Raw genomic sequence first — 17552 nt, 5'->3', positions numbered from 1 at the left:
GTCGTTTGAATGATTAGAGAGTAAGAGGTGTACGACGTGGAACATTCATCCTATGAAGGTTACGTGGAGAACTTGGTCACGCCCCGGTCGCCGCTATTGGCGGAGATGGAGGCGTTCGCGCGAGAACATCACGTGCCGATCATGGACTTGACCGGATCAGAAGTGTTGCTCTCGCTCCTCGCGATGCAACGCCCGAAACGCATCCTCGAGGTCGGGACGGCGATCGGATACAGCGCGATCCGAATGGCTGAACTGTTGCCGGACGCGGAAATCGTTACAATCGAGCGGAACGCACGACGTCATGAAGAAGCGCTCGGCTTTATCGGACGCTCGGACGTTTCGGACCGGATCACTGTCATTCATGGTGACGCGGTGGAACTCATCGGGACGGTCGAAGGACAATTCGATGCGGTCTTTATCGACGCCGCCAAAGGTCAGTATCAAAAATTCTTTGATGGGTATGGCGCTTTAGTACCAATTGGTGGTACGATTTACAGCGATAATTTATTTTTACGAGGGGACGTCCTGCTCGAAGACGTGTCAGTGCTTGATCGTCGGCGCCGCCGGCTCGTCCGTCTCGTGAAAGAGTTTACTGAGCAATTGATGGCACGGACCGATTATCATACTGCAATTTTGCCCCTTGGTGATGGCCTAGCAATCAGTCGTAAATTACGATGAGGAGGATTCAACTTTGATGCAACATAAACCCGTCATAATCGGCGTGGCCGGGGGGACCGGATCAGGCAAGACGACCGTGGCCCGCGCGCTCGTGGATGCGTTCAAAGGACAATCGGTCGTCATGATCGAGCAAGACGCGTATTATAAAGACCAGTCAGAGATGACGATGGAAGAGCGGTATAAGACGAACTATGACCATCCGTTCGCGTTCGATAACGATTTATTGATCGAGCATATCAAACAGTTACAAGAGCATAAGGCCATCGAGAAACCGGTATATGACTATGCGGCGCACACGCGCTCGGACAAGACGATTTTGATCGAGCCGGTCGACGTCGTCATCGTCGAAGGGATCTTGGCGCTCGAGGATGACCGTCTTCGTGACTTGATGGATATTAAAGTGTTCGTCGACACGGATGCGGACGTCCGCATCTTGCGCCGGATGCAGCGCGATCTCAATGAGCGGGGCCGCTCGATCGATTCGGTCGTCGCCCAATATACGAACGTCGTCCGACCGATGCATCTTCAATTTTGTGAGCCGACGAAACGCTATGCGGACATCATCGTGCCTGAAGGCGGAGAAAACTTCGTCGCGATCGATTTGCTCGTGACGAAGATTCGCTGGGTGCTCACCGAACGCAATCGGGCATAAGGAAATAAATCGTTTTCAATTTAATCGAGCTGTAATATACTAGGAGACAATGAAGGAGTGACAGAAATGGCTGAAAAACAACATTACATGACGTTAGACGGAAAAGCTAAGATCGAAAATGAATTGAACGAACTGAAGACGGTGCGCCGTAAAGAAGTCGTTGAGAATATTAAGATCGCCCGCGATTTCGGAGACTTGTCTGAGAACGCTGAATATGATGCAGCGAAAGAAGAGCAGGCAATGGTCGAAGGACGTATCGCCCAACTTGAAGAGATGCTTCGTAACGCCGTCATCATCCAAGATGACGTAGCCGACAACTCGATGGTCGCCATCGGGAAAACGGTAACGTTCTTCATTCAAGAAGATAACGAAGACGAGACATACACGATCGTCGGTGGCGCCGAGGCCGACCCGTTCACAGGGAAAATCTCAAACGAATCACCGATCGCGAAAGCACTTCTCGGCCGTACGGTCGGAGACGTGGTCAACGTTCAAACGCCAGGCGGCGACATGGTCGTCGAAATTAAAGAAATCAAGTAACACAAACGAGCGACATCCACATGGAGGTCGCTCTCTTTCTGAGGAGGCATACACCATGAAAATCGGAATCATCGGCGCAATGGAAGAAGAAGTGAACTTGCTCCGCAACGAATTGACAGAACGGACAGACACGGAAATCGCCAACTATCATTTCTATGAAGGGTATCTCGGCAACGTCGAAGTCGTCATTTTAAAGTCAGGCATCGGCAAAGTGAACGCGGCCATCGGCACGACGCTCTTGATCGACAAGTTCAAACCTGACGTCGTCATCAACACCGGTTCAGCCGGCGGCTTCAAGAAAGGGATGAAAGTCGGCGACGTCGTCGTCTCGACCGAAGTCCGACACCATGACGTCGACGTGACGGCGTTCGGCTACGAATATGGGCAAGTTCCAGGGATGCCGGCGGCTTATACGGCTGACGCGCACTTGATGGACGTCTGTAAAGAAGTAATCGAGAGCCTCCATGACGTGAACGTCCATACCGGACTCATCGTGACAGGTGACTCGTTCATCAACGACTCGAAACGTGTCGCCGAAATCCTCGGGCATTTCGATGGCGTCGCTGCTGTCGAGATGGAAGCTGCACCGATCGCGCAGACGTGCTACCAGTTCGGGGTACCGTTCGTCGTGACTCGTTCGATCTCGGACAGTGCCGATGAGGAAGCGAACTTGTCGTTCGACGAATTTTTGGAGACGGCATCGATCAACTCGGCGAAAATGGTCATGGCCGTCACGAAACGACTCGGCCAAAGTGAATAATCGAGAGGGATGCGTTGACATCCCTTTTTTATTCCCTTATATTAGTACCAGATACTAAGAATAGGGGTCATCAATATGAACATTGGAATCATTGGCATCGGTTCGTTCCTTCCGGACAACCGGATCACGAACATCGATTTGGAAAAACGAATGGATACGAGCGACGAATGGATTCGGACCCGGACCGGGATTGAGGCGCGACATTTGGCCGACGCCGATCTTTCGGTCGCCGATATGGCCACACAAGCTGGCGAGCGGGCGCTCCAAAGTGCGGGTGTCTCGATTGAAGACATCGACGCGATCATCTGCGCGACGGCAACGGCACCGTCATTCCCGGCGACAGCGTGTCTCGTACAGGCCAACCTTGGAGCTAAGCGAGCGGTCGCTTTTGACGTCAGTGCCGCCTGTAGCGGCTTCATCTTCGCGATGGATACGGCGAAGAGCATGATGCAGGCGAAAGGCTTGAAACGGACACTCGTCATCGGAGCCGAGAAGATGGGCAACCTCATCGATTGGGACGATCGCTCGACCGCCGTCTTGTTCGGTGATGGGGCAGGTGCCGTCGTCCTCGGTGAAGACAGCGTCGCCGCCATCGATTCAATCGTGCTCGGCAGCGACGGGACCGGCGGAAAGTTCTTATATGAGAACGAAGAAGGTAAAATTGTTATGAACGGCCGTGAAGTGTTTAAATTCGCGGTCCGGAAAATGCCCGATATCGTCTTAGAGGCGTTACAAGGGGCTGGGAAGACAATCGAGGATTTGGACGTCCTCGTGCCGCACCAGGCCAACCGTCGCATCATCGACGCGGCGATTGAACGGTTAGGGATTGATGAAGAGAAAGTTGTCGTGACGATTCAAGACCATGCGAACACGTCAGCCGCTTCAATTCCACTCGCTTTGGCCGAAGCGGTCAAGCAAGGGAAAATCTCAAAAGGCCAGACGGTCGTCGTCGCCGGATTCGGCGCCGGGCTCACATGGGGAGCGAGTTGTCTAACATGGAATAACGCTAACATCACGGAGGAGATTAACGCATGAAACGAGTAGTCATCACAGGATTAGGAGTCGTTTCCCCACTCGGGAACGACGTTACGGCAATGTGGGAGCGACTGTTGAACGGGGAAAATGCAGTCGATACGTTAACGAAGATTGATATTAGCCAATATCCGGCGAAAGTCGGGGCAGAAGTAAAGGAATGGAACATCGATCATTTGGTCGAGCCAAAGGAAGCGCGCAAGATGGACTCGTTCATTCAATATTCGATTCTTGCGGCTGACGCAGCGCATCGGGATAGCGGTCTAGATGTGAAAGCAATCGCGGACGACGTCGGGATTTGGATTGGAAGCGGGATCGGCGGCGTCGAGACGATCGACAAACAAGCGAGCATCTTGCATGAACGGGGACCACGCCGCATCAGCCCGTTCTTCATCCCGATGATGATTCCGAACATGGCAAGCGGTCAAGTCTCGATTTACCTCGGGGCGAAAGGGCCGAGCAACTGCTCGGTCACAGCTTGTGCCTCTGGGACGAACTCAATCGGGGAAGCGTTCAAAGTCATCCAACGTGGTGATGCCCTCGCGATGTTCGCAGGTGGGGCCGAAGCACCAATCACGCCGCTCTCGTTCTCAGGGTTCTGTGCCAACAAGGCGCTATCGACGAATCCGGATCCGAACACGGCATGTCGCCCGTTCGATAAGAACCGTGACGGCTTCATCATGGGTGAAGGCGCGGGCGTGCTCGTTCTCGAGGAATATGAGCATGCGAAAGCGCGCGGAGCCAAAATGTATGCGGAAGTCGTCGGGTATGGCATGAGTTCGGACGCTTACCACATCACGGCACCGTCACCGGAAGCGGAAGGCGGATCGAAAGCGATGAACGAGGCGCTTCGTGACGCGGGAATTCGTCCAGAAGACGTTCAATACATCAACGCACACGGAACGAGCACACCACTCAACGACATGCTCGAGACGAAAGCCATCCACAACGTCTTCGGTGACCACGCGCACAACTTGGCCGTCAACTCATCGAAGTCGATGATCGGGCACTTGCTCGGCGCAGCCGGCGGAGTCGAGGCCGTCATCACCGCGTTGTCGATTCATGAGGGCCGGATTCATCCGACAATCAACTGTGAGACACCGGCAGACGATTGCGATTTAGACTATGTCCGCGACAGAAATCGGGAACTTGATATCCAGTACGCACTGAGCAACTCGCTTGGCTTCGGGGGCCACAACGCGACGCTCGCCTTCGCGAAAGTAAACGACTAATAGTAGAAAAAAGTGACAAAAACGGGTAGGGTATAAGGGTTGGTCTAACAGAGAGGAGAATGCCAGATGAAACGATTTTTCATCGGTGCCGCCTTGTTGGGTTCAGTCCTTATCCTTTTTTTCGTTATTTGGTACGGACAACGAGAGCAGGCACGAGAATTACTACCACCCGAAGAACAGATTGTGACAATCCATGGGGAAACGTTACCGGAGCAACCGAATGCGCTGCTCGCCATCGATCCGAGTTCGCAAACCGTGTTATCGCATATTTATGAAGGATTATATCGCTTTGGAGCGGACGGCGAGATTGAACCGGGACTCGTCGAGTCGATGACGCGTTCTGAGGACGGCGCGACGTATACGTTCAACTTGAAAGCAAGTGAAACCGTGAACGGGAACGCCATCACGGCGGAAACGTTCGTCAATCATTTTCGGATGCTCGCCGATGATGATACGAATTCTCCGTTCAGTTTCTTGATTGAAGACGTATTGAATGCGAAAGCGATCAGTCTCGGGACGAAACAACCAGAGGAGCTCGGCGCAAAAGCGATCGACGAGCAGACATTCGAACTGACGCTCGAGCGGCCAATGGAAGGATTCGAGCAAATCTTGGCGATGCCGGCCTTTTTGCCGCAGCCGATGATCGGGGAATGGCGAGAGCTCGATGCCAACGGACCGTTCCAAGTCGAGTCGATTGACGCAGTCCAAGTGACGTTAATCAAAAATGAGACGTATTATGATGCCGAACGTGTCACCCTTGAGAAGATCACCATCTTAGCGGACGAAGGACTCGATTCGGAACCTGATGGTATCCACCCGATTCCATATGGTACGGATGAGGCGACGATTGAAGCACTCGAAGGGAAGCTCGTCGACGTCCCGCGCAGCGGCGTCTTCTATTTAAAACCAAATGTCGATGAATATCCGTTCGACGACGCCGACTTCCGCCGGGCGCTCGCCCTCGTCCTAGACCGGGAAGCCGTAACCGGGTCGCTCGCTCGGTCGGAACGGACGACAGAACGATTGCTCGTCACGGATCAAACGGAAGTGGAGCCATCGCTTGATGGGGACGCGGTCAAGCTATTCGAGGAAGTGCTCGGACGGCTCGAGGAAGAGGAAATCGAGATTGAGTTGCTCAGTTTTGTCGATGAGGAAGCGCGGCAGATTGCCCAAACGATTGAAACGGAGCTTGAACAACTTCCGGGTCTTCAAGTGAACGTGGTCGAGTTGCCGCTCGGTGACAAAGTTAGGAAAGAAGTCGCAGGCGACTATGCGTTGTCACTTTCAGGCTGGCAACCGGACTATCCAGCATTCAGTGCCTATTTGACCCAATTCGAGACAAATAACTATTTGAATTCGAGTGGCTACACGGACGAAACGTTCGATCGGTTGATGGATGAGGCTCGCTCGACCGAAGTGCTCGCGGATCGAAATGAGACGTATCGACAAGCGGAAAAACGGCTGTTGGAAGAAGCTGTCGTTATCCCAATCTACCAAGCTGGAAGATCTTACACAGTCGATTCCAAATATGCGGTCATCGGTTTTCCGGTCATCGGTCCTTCGTACGTCCTAGCTTTTTCTAAAGTTTATGAAAAATGAGCTAAAAGCCCGTCTCCCAAGGCGGGCTTTTAGCCTATAATAAAAATTTTTTAGAAAAATCAAAATAAACACTTTGCAAAATTATCAGAATATTGTATTATTGCTTCAACGGGATTGTGGTAGCAAATTTTGTAAAGTGAGATATCTGAATTTTCTACCATCGTTCATTTCGTTAAACCGAAAAAAATCAGGGGGTCATCGCAATGAATAAGAAAAAAGGTTTTGCTTTAGCAACGTCGGTAACGCTTCTATCTAGCGCATTCCTAGCAGCTTGCTCGGGTGGGGAAGAAGAGACAACATCAAATAATCAAGGTTCTGAAGGCGGCGCAGACGAGGAGCAAGTCCTCAACTTGCTCGATAGTTCTGACATCCCTTCACTTAACCCTACACTCGCGACTGACGCGGTTTCGTTCAACGTGTTGAACAATGTTAACGAAGGTCTCTATCGTATGGACGACGAAGATAACCCAACACCGGGGATCGCGGAAGATCACGACGTCTCTGAAGACGGTAAAACGTACACGTTCAAAATCCGTGAAGGCGCAACTTGGTCTAACGGTGAGCCTGTAACAGCTAACGACTTCGAATACGCTTGGAAAGAAGTCCTTAATCCGGACAACGCTTCACAATATGCTTACGTAATGTCAATCATCGAAGGTGCTGAAGCCTACAACACTGGCGAAGGCGAGCGCGACGCTGTCGGCGTCACTGCGACTGATGATCAGACACTTGAAGTTAAATTGACTGCACCAGCTGATTACTTCCTTGGCCTCACAAGCTTCGGCGTATTCATGCCTAAACTTGAGTCGTTCGACACTGAGCAAGGCGAGAACTTCGGTACGTCTGCAGAGACAACTCTCTACAACGGACCGTTCAAACTCGAAAGCTGGGAGCGCGAGCAAGGCTGGAAAATGGTTAAGAACGACGACTACTGGGATGCTGAGGCCGTCAAACTTGACGAAATCAACGTTAAAGTCGTTAAAGAAGTTTCAACAGGTGTTAACTTGTACGAAAACGGCGACGTTGACCGTACTGGTTTGACTTCTGAACTCGTTGCGCAATACCAAGACAACGAAGACTTCTCGACTGTCGTCGAGCCAACACTCTTCTACCTCCAGTTCAACACTGCGGTTGAAGCACTCGACAACCAAAACATCCGTAACGCGATTGACGCGGCATACGATAAAGCAGCGATCTCTGAAACGCTCCTTGCGAACGGTTCAGTTCCTGCCAACTACCTCGTACCAAAAGATTTCGTAACTGGACCAGACGGCGCGGACTTCCGTGAAGCGAACGGCGACATCGGCGGCTACGACGTGGATCGTGCGAAAGAACTTTGGGAAGCAGGACTTGAAGAGCTCGGCCAAGACTCTGTCGAAATCGAACTCCTCAACTATGACTCAGAATCTGCGAAGCAAATCGGTGAGTTCATCAAAGGTGAACTTGAGAAGAACCTTCCAGGTATCACACTTACAATCAAGCAACAACCGTTCAACAACAAACTTGACCTTGAGAACAAAGGTGAGTTCGAGTTGACATTCGCTGGATGGGGCCCTGACTACCAGGATCCAATGACATTCGTTGACCTCTTCGTCACTGACGGACCATACAACCGTGGTAAGTGGTCGAACGAAGAATTTGACAAACTCATCGAGTCTGCGAAATCAAGCACAGATGCTGAACAGCGTTGGGCTGACCTTCAAGCTGCAGAGAAAATCGTTCTTGAAGAGAACGCCATCTCGCCAGTTTACCAACGTGGATCGGCTCGCCTCACGAAGCCATACGTCAAGGACATCGTTGAACACGCGTTCGGCGCTGACTACTCGTACAAGTGGGCTTATATCGAAGGCAAACAGTAATCCGAAACAATACGCGAAAAGAGACAGGGACGCCTGTCTCTTTTTTTGTGTCATCAAATTAAGCTAATACGCTACACGAAGAAGCCGCCCTTTGCATGCAAAGGGCGGCTTCTTCTTATTTCTTCACTTTGGCCCGTTTTCGGTTCAGGCCCATCGCTTTCTCGATCTTCGCGAGATTTTTGTTGGCGACGGCTTCCGCTTTTTCACGACCCGCGTCGAGGATCGCATCGAGCTCAGCTGAGTCGACGAGTTCGTGATAGCGATTCTGGATTGGCTCGAGCAACGCGACGACCGCTTCCGAGACGTCTTGCTTGAACGTCCCATAATTCGAATCTTTGTAGCGCTCGACGAGTTCATCGATTGGTGTATCGGTCGACAGCGAGTAAATCTCAAGCAAGTTCGAGATGCCTGGTTTGTTCTCCCGGTCGAAACTGATGACACCGCTCGAGTCCGTAACCGCGCTCTTGATTTTCTTACGGATGACGTTCGGCTCATCGAGCATTGAAATAAAACCTTTTACGTTCGCATCCGATTTCGACATCTTCTTGACGGGGTTCGTCAAGCTCATGATGCGCGCGCCTTCTTTTTGAATGAGTGGTTCAGGAATCGTGAACGTCTCATAATAACGTTTGTTGAAGCGTTCGGCCAAATCACGTGTCAATTCGACGTGTTGTTTTTGGTCATCGCCGACCGGGACGAGTTCTGTCCCGTACAAGAGGATATCGGCTGCCATCAGCGTCGGATAGACGAACAAGCCGGCGCCGATGTTTTCACTGTTTTGAGATTTGTCTTTGTATTGCGTCATGCGGCTTAGTTCACCCATGCCGGCGATACATGTCAACATCCATCCGAGCTGGGCGTGCGCTTTCACTTCCGATTGGACGAAAATCGTCGATTTCTCAGGGTCGAGTCCGCAGGCGAGATAGAGCGCCGCGAGTTTGCGCGTGTTGTCCATCAACTCGACCCGGTCGAGCTGGACCGTGATCGAATGGAGATCGACGACACAGTAGAACGCCTCGTGCTCTTCTTGGAGCTCGACGAACTGTTTCATCGCGCCTAAGTAGTTGCCGAGCGTCACGACGCCGGTCGGTTTAATGCCAGAAAAGATTTTTGCCATGATTGCACCTCCAAAGAATATAAAAAACCGCGGTTCCCCGCCCGAAAAAATCGGGACGAATAACCGCGGTGCCACCCAAATTTGCATGAAGTTCATGCCACTTGATCGCGTTAACGGGCGTGTCCGTCTCGCCGTACTACCGTTCAGGCGAGCCACTCCGAAGTCCATTCGCTCGACGCTTTCCATCTACTCGCAGCAACGTAGACTCTCTGGGGGAAAGGGGATTCGAGGTACTTGTCTTCTTCTTTGTGTTTCCTATTGTTCTAGCCATAGTGTAGCATATCGTCTGAAAAATCGGAAGGTCAAACGAGGGTGATCACGTAGGAGAGAACGATACTGACAACCCCGACATACACCCAACGCCAAGCTGATTGTTTTTGAGACGCGCGTTCTTCTGGTGTCGCTTCTTCGTCTTCTTCATAATCCGGATCAATCTCTTTCAACTTGGCGCGACGGTTGCGCTTGAACCCGTACATGATGCCGTCGAATAATCCGGACGCGCTCATTTGAGAGAACATGCCGATCGCAAAGACGAGCATCCCAGCGACAAACAATCCGCCGCTCAAATGAAACGATAACGTTTCATCCTGATAATAAGACAAGCTCGACCAAACCGTGTAGACAATTGTGACAATTCCCCAAACGATTAGTATACTTCTAAAATTTTTCAATATGTCAAACTCCTTTCAGTGTGGATGCGCTCCATCGAGCCATCCGCCCTATGGCTCTATGATACCCGTTGATTGGTGAAGAAGGCGAGAAGTTCGTGTTGGAAATGACAGCGGTTTATTAAGGAGTTGACAGTTTGATTAAAAATTTTTTACAATAGCCCTAACGTTCTTTCGTCGGATACAAAATGAAATATTCAGAAAATTAAAGAAAAAGTAAGATGTTACATCCGACGAAACGCCATGCTTCACGATTCAGAAAGGGGACATCGCAATGAAGAAAAAATCGATTTTGCTCATGATGACACTCATCTTGGCACTCGGTTCAGTGCTCGCCGCGTGCTCGACTGGCGGAGACTCTGACGGCGGTTCGTCTTCGAACGGAGAAAAAGTACTCCGCTTGACGGACACGTCTGATATTACAACGGCTGACCCGGCGCTCGCGACGGACGCAGTCGCGTTCAACTTGATCGCCAACACGATGGAAGGTCTTTATCGTCTCGACCAAGACGGGAATGCCGTTCCAGCTATCGCTGAAGGAGAGCCTGAAGTGAATGAAGACGAAACGGTCTACACGTTCACACTCCGTGATGCGGAATGGTCTAACGGCGAACCTGTCACAGCGAACGATTTCGTCTACGCTTGGCAACGCGCCGTGGATCCTGAAACAGGTTCACAATACGCGTATATCATGAACACGGTTAAAAACGCAGAAGCCATCAACACAGGAGAGCTTCCAAAAGAAGATCTCGGTGTGAAGGCAATCGATGAGAAGACTCTCGAAGTCACACTCGAACGTCCAGACCCATCATTCATCTCACTCACATCGTTCGGTACGTTCACACCGATCAACGAAGCGTTCGCCACTGAAAAAGGTGCGGACTTCTCGACGAATCCTGAGAACCACATTTACAACGGTCCATTCACATGGTCGGAGTGGGATCGTGAGCAAGGATACGTATTGACAAAAAACGACGCGTATTGGGATGCTGAAAATGTATCACTTGAGAAAGTCGACGTTCGTGTCGTCAAGGAAACATCGACTGTCGTCAACTTATATGAAGCAGGAGAAGTCGACTACGCTGGCCTCTCATCTGAACAAGTTGCTGCTTTCCAAGAGAACGATGATTATAATACAGGTCTTCGTTCAAGCGTCGGTTACTTCAAATTCAATCATGAAGATGAAGTCTTCGCTGACGTCAATGCTCGTAAAGCAATCGCTCGTGCGGTCGATCCAGCCGGCATCATCGATCAACTCTTGAACAACGGTTCAATCGCCACGACTTCATTCATCCCGAAAGACTTCATCAAGTATGAAGACGGCACGGATTACACGGAAGGCGTGACGCACTTTGAGACGAACGCTGACGAAGCGGCATCGCTGTGGGAAGAAGCGACTGGCGGCGAAGTTGTCACAATCGAACTTCTCTCATTCGACAGCGAAGTATCGAAACAAATTTCAGAGTATATGAAAGGCCAAATCGAATCGAACCTGCCGAACGTGACTGTGAGCATCTCACAACAACCGTTCAACAACAAACTCGAACTCGAAGCTAAAGGGGAGTACCAAATGTCATTCGCCCTTTGGGGACCTGACTATCAAGATCCGCTCACAAACCTTGGTATCTTCACGTCTGACAACGGTCAAAACGATATCAACTACAAGTCTACTGCCTATGATAAATTGATTGATGAAGCATCTGCTGAAACAGCGATCGATGCTCGTTATGACAAATTTAAAGAAGCAGAGACGCTCTTGATTGAACAAGATCAAGCCATCATGCCGATTTATCAAGCTGGTGTGGCTTACTTGCTCCGTCCAAACGTCGAAAACTTCAACCGTCAACTATTCGGTGCTGATTACCAGTACAAATACGTCGACATCAACTAAAGGAGAAGGGGGCATGCATCATGCATGTCCCCCCTTTTCTAAAAAAAAAACCGAAATGAGAGAAAATACTATTCAAATGTTTTGTTGGTAAAGTATAATGTAGTAACAGTGAAAATTCAGAATACTTTACAAACTAAGCATTCTTCAATTTTCACGTGCTGTGTTAAGAGCCTTGAGATGACGTTTGACCTATTCTTTCAGAAAATTCCTTTCATTTTGTGAATTCAAGAAAAGGGCAATATGTCATAGTGACGCTGTTGGTGCAAGCATAGACACATTAGAAAAACAGGGGGTATTTATTTATGGGACGTTATATTCTGCAACGGCTGACTTACGGCCTCATCACGTTCTTCTTGATTGCGACGTTCACGTTTTTCCTGATGGACCTGCTTCCAGGTTCGCCGTACCAAAACCAGGAGAAATTGACGGAAACACAAATTCAGCTCTTGAACGATCGCTACGGACTCAATGATCCGCTTCCAGTTCGTTATGCGACGTACTTAGGGAACCTTGTGCAAGGTGACCTCGGCGTGTCATTCCGTACGGCCAACCGGCCGGTGACGGAGTTGATTATGGAACGAATTGGACCTTCGGCACAATTAGGTATTCAAGCATTAGTCCTTGGTACTTTTGTCGGGTTGTTGCTCGGAATCGTAGCAGCCATCCGTCATAACACGTACATCGACTATGGTTCAATGTTCGTATCGGTTATCGGGATTTCTGTCCCGTCGTTCGTATTTGCAGCCCTCCTTCAGTACTATGTAGGGGTTAAATTACAAATCCTCCCTGTCGCGTTCTGGGATTCACCGGCACACACGATTTTGCCGACCATCTCGCTCTCGCTCGGTGTTACGGCGTCTATTGCCCGTTTCGTCCGGACCGAGATGCTAGAAGTGACCGGACAAGACTATGTCACGCTCGCGAAGGCGAAAGGACTGACCGGGAATGCCATCGTTTGGAAACACATGGTACGTAACGCAATGATTCCTGCGATCACGATTCTTGGACCGATGACGGCCGGTCTCTTGACAGGTACGTTCGTCATTGAGAAAATCTTTGCGGTTCCTGGACTTGGTGAATTGTTCGTCACATCTATTACGTTGAATGATTACTCGGTCATCATGGGTACGACGCTGTTCTTCTCAGGCCTGTTCATTATTATCATTCTGCTTGTCGACTTGCTCTACGGAGTCGTTGACCCACGTATTCGTTTGGGGGGGGAATAACTGATGATTGAAAATAAAAAGAATTTCGAGCAGTTCGACCAAGAGATGTTCCAACGTGTCGAGATGAACGAACAGCTCGCTGAACGAATTGGTGGTAAAAGTTTAAGCTTCTGGCAAGACGCTTGGATGCGGCTGAAAAAGAATAAAGCTGCTATAATTTCACTTACTGTTATTTTAATTGTGATTTTTCTTGCGTTGTTTGGTCCGATGCTGTCTGGACGCGACGCCTATACTCAAAACATCTCACAAGCAAAACTCCCGCCTAAAGTCACTGGACTCGAATGGGCAGGGTTTGATGGAATGGCCAACCTCGGTGGCCGTGATATTGATTTCTACGAACAGAAAAATGTCGAAGAGAACTTCTGGTTCGGTACAGACTATCTCGGCCGTGATCTTTGGTCACGTGTTTGGGAAGGGACACGCATCTCGCTCTTCATCGGTTTTGTGGCTGCGTTGATTGATACAGTTATTGGAGTCGCCTACGGTGGTATTTCAGCTTACTTCGGCGGACGTGTTGACAACTTTATGCAACGAATTGTTGAGATTTTGACAGGTGTTCCGAACTTGATTTTGATTATCTTATTAATTTTAATTTTCGACCCTGGCGTATTTTCCATTATCCTCGCGATGACGATCACCGGTTGGATTGGGATGAGTCGACTTGTCCGCGGTCAAATTTTGAAATTGAAAAATCAAGAGTTTGTGTTGGCTGCCCGTACGCTCGGTGCTTCAAGCAATCGATTAGTGTTTAAACACTTAATTCCGAATACGCTTGGCGCCATTATCATCACGCTCATGTTCACGATCCCGTCGGCTATCTTTTTCGAAGCGTTTCTCAGCTTTATAGGTCTAGGTTTGCAAGCACCTCAAGCATCGCTTGGAACGTTGATCAACGATGGATATAAAGAGCTACGGACGTTCCCGTACTTGCTCGTTATCCCGTCAGTCATCATCGTCTTGCTCATGGTCAGCTTCAACTTGCTCGCCGATGGCTTGCGTGATGCGTTCGACCCGAAAATGCGTAAATAATTATAGAAACAGGGGGACTCGTGAATGGAAACGATTTTATCTGTCCGAGACTTAGCGGTCTCGTTCCATACGTATGCCGGAACGGTACAAGCCGTTCGCAACGTATCGTTTGATTTGAAAAAAGGCGAGACGCTCGCCATCGTTGGTGAATCGGGTTCTGGTAAATCCGTCACATCGAAAGCGATTATGCGTCTGATCCCAAACCCGCCAGGTGAAATTACGAACGGGGAAATCTTGTTCGAAGGCAAAGATTTGGCGAAGTTATCGGAAAAAGAAATGTTGAAAATTCGTGGCCGTGATATCGCCATGATTTTCCAAGACCCAATGACATCACTTAACCCGACGATGACGATCTTTAAGCAGATCGCTGAAGGATTGAAGCAACACCAAGGTCTCACGGGTGAGGATGCGAAGAAGCGTACGCTCGAATTGCTCACACTCGTTGGGATCCCGAACCCAGAGGCACGTCTCAAGCAATATCCGCACCAACTTTCAGGTGGTATGCGTCAACGGATCGTCATCGCGATCGCACTCGCATGTAACCCGAAAGTGTTGATTGCCGATGAGCCGACGACGGCCCTCGACGTAACGATTCAAGCTCAAATTTTGGAGCTTCTAAAAGATATTCAACAAAAAACGGGCACAGCGATCATCTTCATCACGCACGACCTTGGTGTCGTGGCGAACATGGCAGACCGTGTTGCCGTCATGTACGCCGGAAAGATTGTTGAGAAAGGGACGGTCGATGAGATCTTCTACGAGCCACGTCACCCATACGCATGGGGCTTGCTCGGATCGATGCCACGTCCGACCGACGACCCGAATGAGGCGCTTCCGGCGATCCCGGGAACACCGCCAAACTTGCTCAACCCACCACAAGGCGATGCTTTCGCACCACGTAATCCGTATGCGATGAAAATCGACTTTGAAAAAGAACCACCGATGTTCCAAATTAGTGACACGCACTATGCGGCGAGCTGGTTACTGCACCCACAAGCACCGCAAGTGACGCCGCCACGAGCCATCCGTGACCTTGCTCTCAAGTACCGTCCGGACAGCGCGTTCGCGAAATCGATTTTGAAAGGTGGTGCTGAATAATGGAACGCGAGAAATTACTCGAAGTAAAAGACCTGAAGCAGCACTTTAAAATTGGCCGAGGTCGCGTCGTCAAAGCGGTCGACGGCATCTCGTTCGATATTTATAAAGGCGAAGTACTCGGTCTCGTTGGCGAGTCAGGTTGTGGGAAATCGACGACAGGTCGTACCATCATCGGACTGTATGACGCGACCGACGGAGACGTCATCTTTAAAGGCGAGAACGTCCACGGGAAAAAGAACAAAGCTGAAAAGCTGAAGTTCAACCGGGCTATGCAAATGATTTTCCAAGATCCATACGCATCGCTCAACCCACGGATGACAGTCGCTGATATCATTGCTGAAGGTATTGATATCCACGGCCTCGCTAAGACGAAAGAAGACCGGATGAATCGTGTCTATGACCTTCTTGAAACAGTTGGTCTTACGAAAGAGCACGCGAGCCGTTACCCACACGAATTCTCGGGTGGACAACGTCAGCGGATCGGGATTGCCCGAGCTCTCGCGGTTGAACCAGACTTCATCATCGCCGATGAGCCGATCTCGGCTCTCGACGTATCGATTCAAGCCCAGGTCGTCAACTTGATGAAAGAATTGCAACGCGACCGTGACTTGACGTACTTGTTCATCGCTCACGATTTGTCGATGGTCAAGTATATCTCAGACCGGATCGGTGTTATGTATCAAGGTCACCTCGTCGAACTCGCTCCTGCAGCGCGTTTGTACGAGAACCCGATCCACGCCTACACGAAGTCGCTTCTCTCAGCGATCCCGCTTCCGGATCCAGAGCATGAGCGCACACGTAAGCGTATCGTGTATGAGTCAAAATCACTCGGTGCCGTCGGACGTTCGGATGAAGATTCAAGCATCCCGCCGCTTCGCGAAGTCGAGCCAGGTCATTACGTCTCGTTGACAGACGAAGAGTACGAAGCATATAAAGCGCAACTCGTATAATTGAAAATGGGATGGTTGATGGTATTCAGCCATTATTTAGAAAAAGAGTGAAAACATATTTGGAAATCAAGTAGTAAATACATATTCTAACATTGTATAATTTGTGGTAAAATTAAATTGTAATAAAATTCAGGAATAAGAGGGGATAATTACATGAAAAAACAAATTTTAGCAACTGCTTTACTGAGCGGCGCTTTGGTATTCAGTTCAGGTTTAACAGCTGATGCTTCTTATGAAGCTCATATTAAAGAGATTTCAGTTTCAAAAAGTACGTCAGGAACGGGATACTATTCTCATTACCTTTCTTTCGGAAGTGCATCAACAGCAGGACGCGGTACTTTAAACCAAAGATTCACTTTTGATTTGAGCACGAAAAAACTAACGCAGGTAAGGTTAAACAACAGCTATACTAAAGGACAACCTTACTATACTCATATGTACGCTATTAATAGTAGTGGTAGTACGGTAAGATACTCTTTCTCTAATAAATTATTTAGAGATGAACCATCAACTATTTGGAAACCAAATATCACTAAACCTAGAGAAGTTACAGTTTACTTCCAAGATAACTTTAACACGAATGCTTCACTTCAACATAGATCGCATACCTTCTTTAAATATTAATCTATGCGAAACAAGAAAAGGCATTTGAGCTTTTTATTAGTTATTGCTGGTATTTTGTCAGTATTAATATTTAATTTGAAGGTTACGGAATCAAATGATGAGATTCGAAATCTTCCCGCCTCTTCTAACGAGTTTAATCCAAGTTTTTTTCCGAGTGGAGCATCAACTACAGAGGTTTCTAATGATACTTTAGTTAAAATATTTGGAGCTGTAATTGATAAAAGTGAAATGGGAACTGGATTTACGGAATATCTTTTTAAAATAAACGAGGATAACAATTTCGAATATAAAGCAAGTTTTATGTTTGAGGATAATCCCGTGGAATTGATCGGATATAATTTTGATATCAATATTGAAACTGATACTTCAGACCAAAGAGAGACCTTTAAAGAAAACTTAACCATATACTATTTGGAAGGCAATAAGGTTATGGAAGTTAAAAATGTTAGTCCCAAATTTACTTTTCATTTAGTCGATAGAAATAACAAACTAACTGATGATGAATTAAAGGGTCTCATGACAGATCTAATTAAGATGTAACTTAAAAACACAAAAAGGATTGACCCTAAGTGCTAGGTGTCAATCCTTTTTGTGTTT

17 protein-coding genes and 1 other annotated feature are annotated in these 17552 nt (G+C 48.9%); of the genes, 15 read left to right on the top strand and 2 right to left on the bottom strand.

Features of this window, described 5'->3' with window-relative positions; translation table 11 throughout:
* Positions 1–36 precede the first annotated feature (36 nt).
* From NMQ00_RS10480 to NMQ00_RS10445, 8 genes are all read left to right on the top strand, one after another.
* A complete protein-coding gene (locus tag NMQ00_RS10480; protein WP_255176647.1) occupies positions 37–678 on the top strand; it encodes an O-methyltransferase in 642 nt (213 codons plus the stop codon).
* Between the two features lie 16 nt (positions 679–694).
* A complete protein-coding gene (gene udk / locus NMQ00_RS10475) occupies positions 695–1330 on the top strand; it encodes a uridine kinase (RefSeq protein WP_034776924.1) in 636 nt (211 codons plus the stop codon).
* 66 nt (positions 1331–1396) lie between these two features.
* Positions 1397–1870: a transcription elongation factor GreA gene (gene greA / locus NMQ00_RS10470; RefSeq protein WP_029595793.1), complete on the top strand. Its 474-nt coding sequence runs from the start codon at positions 1397–1399 to the stop codon at positions 1868–1870.
* 55 nt (positions 1871–1925) lie between these two features.
* Entirely contained in the window at positions 1926–2630 is a 705-nt protein-coding gene (gene mtnN, locus NMQ00_RS10465; protein WP_255176646.1) for a 5'-methylthioadenosine/S-adenosylhomocysteine nucleosidase, read from the top strand.
* Between the two features lie 75 nt (positions 2631–2705).
* A complete protein-coding gene (locus NMQ00_RS10460) occupies positions 2706–3665 on the top strand; it encodes a beta-ketoacyl-ACP synthase III (protein ID WP_255176645.1) in 960 nt (319 codons plus the stop codon).
* Complete coding sequence (gene fabF / locus NMQ00_RS10455; protein ID WP_255176644.1) at positions 3662–4894, top strand: beta-ketoacyl-ACP synthase II; 1233 nt, start codon at positions 3662–3664, stop codon at positions 4892–4894. Before NMQ00_RS10460 ends, fabF begins: the two co-directional genes overlap by 4 nt.
* Before the next feature lie 66 nt (positions 4895–4960).
* Positions 4961–6493, top strand: a complete 1533-nt coding sequence (locus tag NMQ00_RS10450) for a peptide ABC transporter substrate-binding protein (protein WP_255176643.1) — start codon at positions 4961–4963, stop codon at positions 6491–6493.
* A gap of 203 nt (positions 6494–6696) precedes the next feature.
* Complete coding sequence (locus NMQ00_RS10445; RefSeq protein ID WP_255176642.1) at positions 6697–8352, top strand: peptide ABC transporter substrate-binding protein; 1656 nt, start codon at positions 6697–6699, stop codon at positions 8350–8352.
* Positions 8353–8467: 115 nt separating this feature from the next.
* On the opposite strand, the gene trpS is transcribed toward NMQ00_RS10445, so the two are convergent.
* Together trpS and NMQ00_RS10435 are read right to left on the bottom strand one after the other, a co-directional pair.
* Complete coding sequence (gene trpS / locus NMQ00_RS10440; protein WP_255176641.1) at positions 8468–9469, bottom strand: tryptophan--tRNA ligase; 1002 nt, start codon at positions 9467–9469, stop codon at positions 8468–8470.
* A 48-nt stretch (positions 9470–9517) separates the two neighbouring features.
* Positions 9518–9725, bottom strand: a binding site (T-box leader).
* Between the two features lie 46 nt (positions 9726–9771).
* Positions 9772–10071, bottom strand: a complete 300-nt coding sequence (locus tag NMQ00_RS10435) for a DUF3899 domain-containing protein (RefSeq protein ID WP_255176640.1) — start codon at positions 10069–10071, stop codon at positions 9772–9774.
* 340 nt (positions 10072–10411) lie between these two features.
* Between NMQ00_RS10435 and NMQ00_RS10430 the strand changes: the two genes are divergently transcribed.
* The 7 genes from NMQ00_RS10430 (at position 10412) to NMQ00_RS10400 (ending at position 17495) form a co-directional block, all read left to right on the top strand.
* A complete protein-coding gene (locus NMQ00_RS10430) occupies positions 10412–12028 on the top strand; it encodes a peptide ABC transporter substrate-binding protein (RefSeq protein ID WP_255176639.1) in 1617 nt (538 codons plus the stop codon).
* Between the two features lie 302 nt (positions 12029–12330).
* Positions 12331–13254, top strand: a complete 924-nt coding sequence (opp3b, locus tag NMQ00_RS10425; RefSeq protein WP_255176638.1) for an oligopeptide ABC transporter permease — start codon at positions 12331–12333, stop codon at positions 13252–13254.
* A gap of 3 nt (positions 13255–13257) precedes the next feature.
* Positions 13258–14283 (top strand): oligopeptide ABC transporter permease, encoded by a 1026-nt coding sequence (gene opp3C / locus NMQ00_RS10420; RefSeq protein WP_303825481.1) that lies wholly within the window; start codon positions 13258–13260, stop codon positions 14281–14283.
* A gap of 24 nt (positions 14284–14307) precedes the next feature.
* Positions 14308–15381: an ABC transporter ATP-binding protein gene (locus NMQ00_RS10415; protein ID WP_255176637.1), complete on the top strand. Its 1074-nt coding sequence runs from the start codon at positions 14308–14310 to the stop codon at positions 15379–15381.
* Complete coding sequence (locus NMQ00_RS10410; RefSeq protein ID WP_131433649.1) at positions 15381–16331, top strand: ABC transporter ATP-binding protein; 951 nt, start codon at positions 15381–15383, stop codon at positions 16329–16331. Before NMQ00_RS10415 ends, NMQ00_RS10410 begins: the two co-directional genes overlap by 1 nt.
* Positions 16332–16484: 153 nt before the next feature.
* The gene (locus tag NMQ00_RS10405; RefSeq protein WP_255176636.1) at positions 16485–16955 is read left to right on the top strand and encodes a hypothetical protein; all 471 of its coding nucleotides are present in this window, start codon (positions 16485–16487) and stop codon (positions 16953–16955) included.
* 24 nt (positions 16956–16979) lie between these two features.
* Positions 16980–17495: a hypothetical protein gene (locus NMQ00_RS10400; RefSeq protein ID WP_255176635.1), complete on the top strand. Its 516-nt coding sequence runs from the start codon at positions 16980–16982 to the stop codon at positions 17493–17495.
* Positions 17496–17552: the final 57 nt, after the last annotated feature.

This window comes from Exiguobacterium aurantiacum, from assembly GCF_024362205.1.
Lineage (GTDB): Bacteria > Bacillota > Bacilli > Exiguobacteriales > Exiguobacteriaceae > Exiguobacterium > Exiguobacterium aurantiacum_B.
Note: the sequence above shows the minus strand (reverse complement) of the source record. Positions and strands in the feature narration are given on the sequence as shown.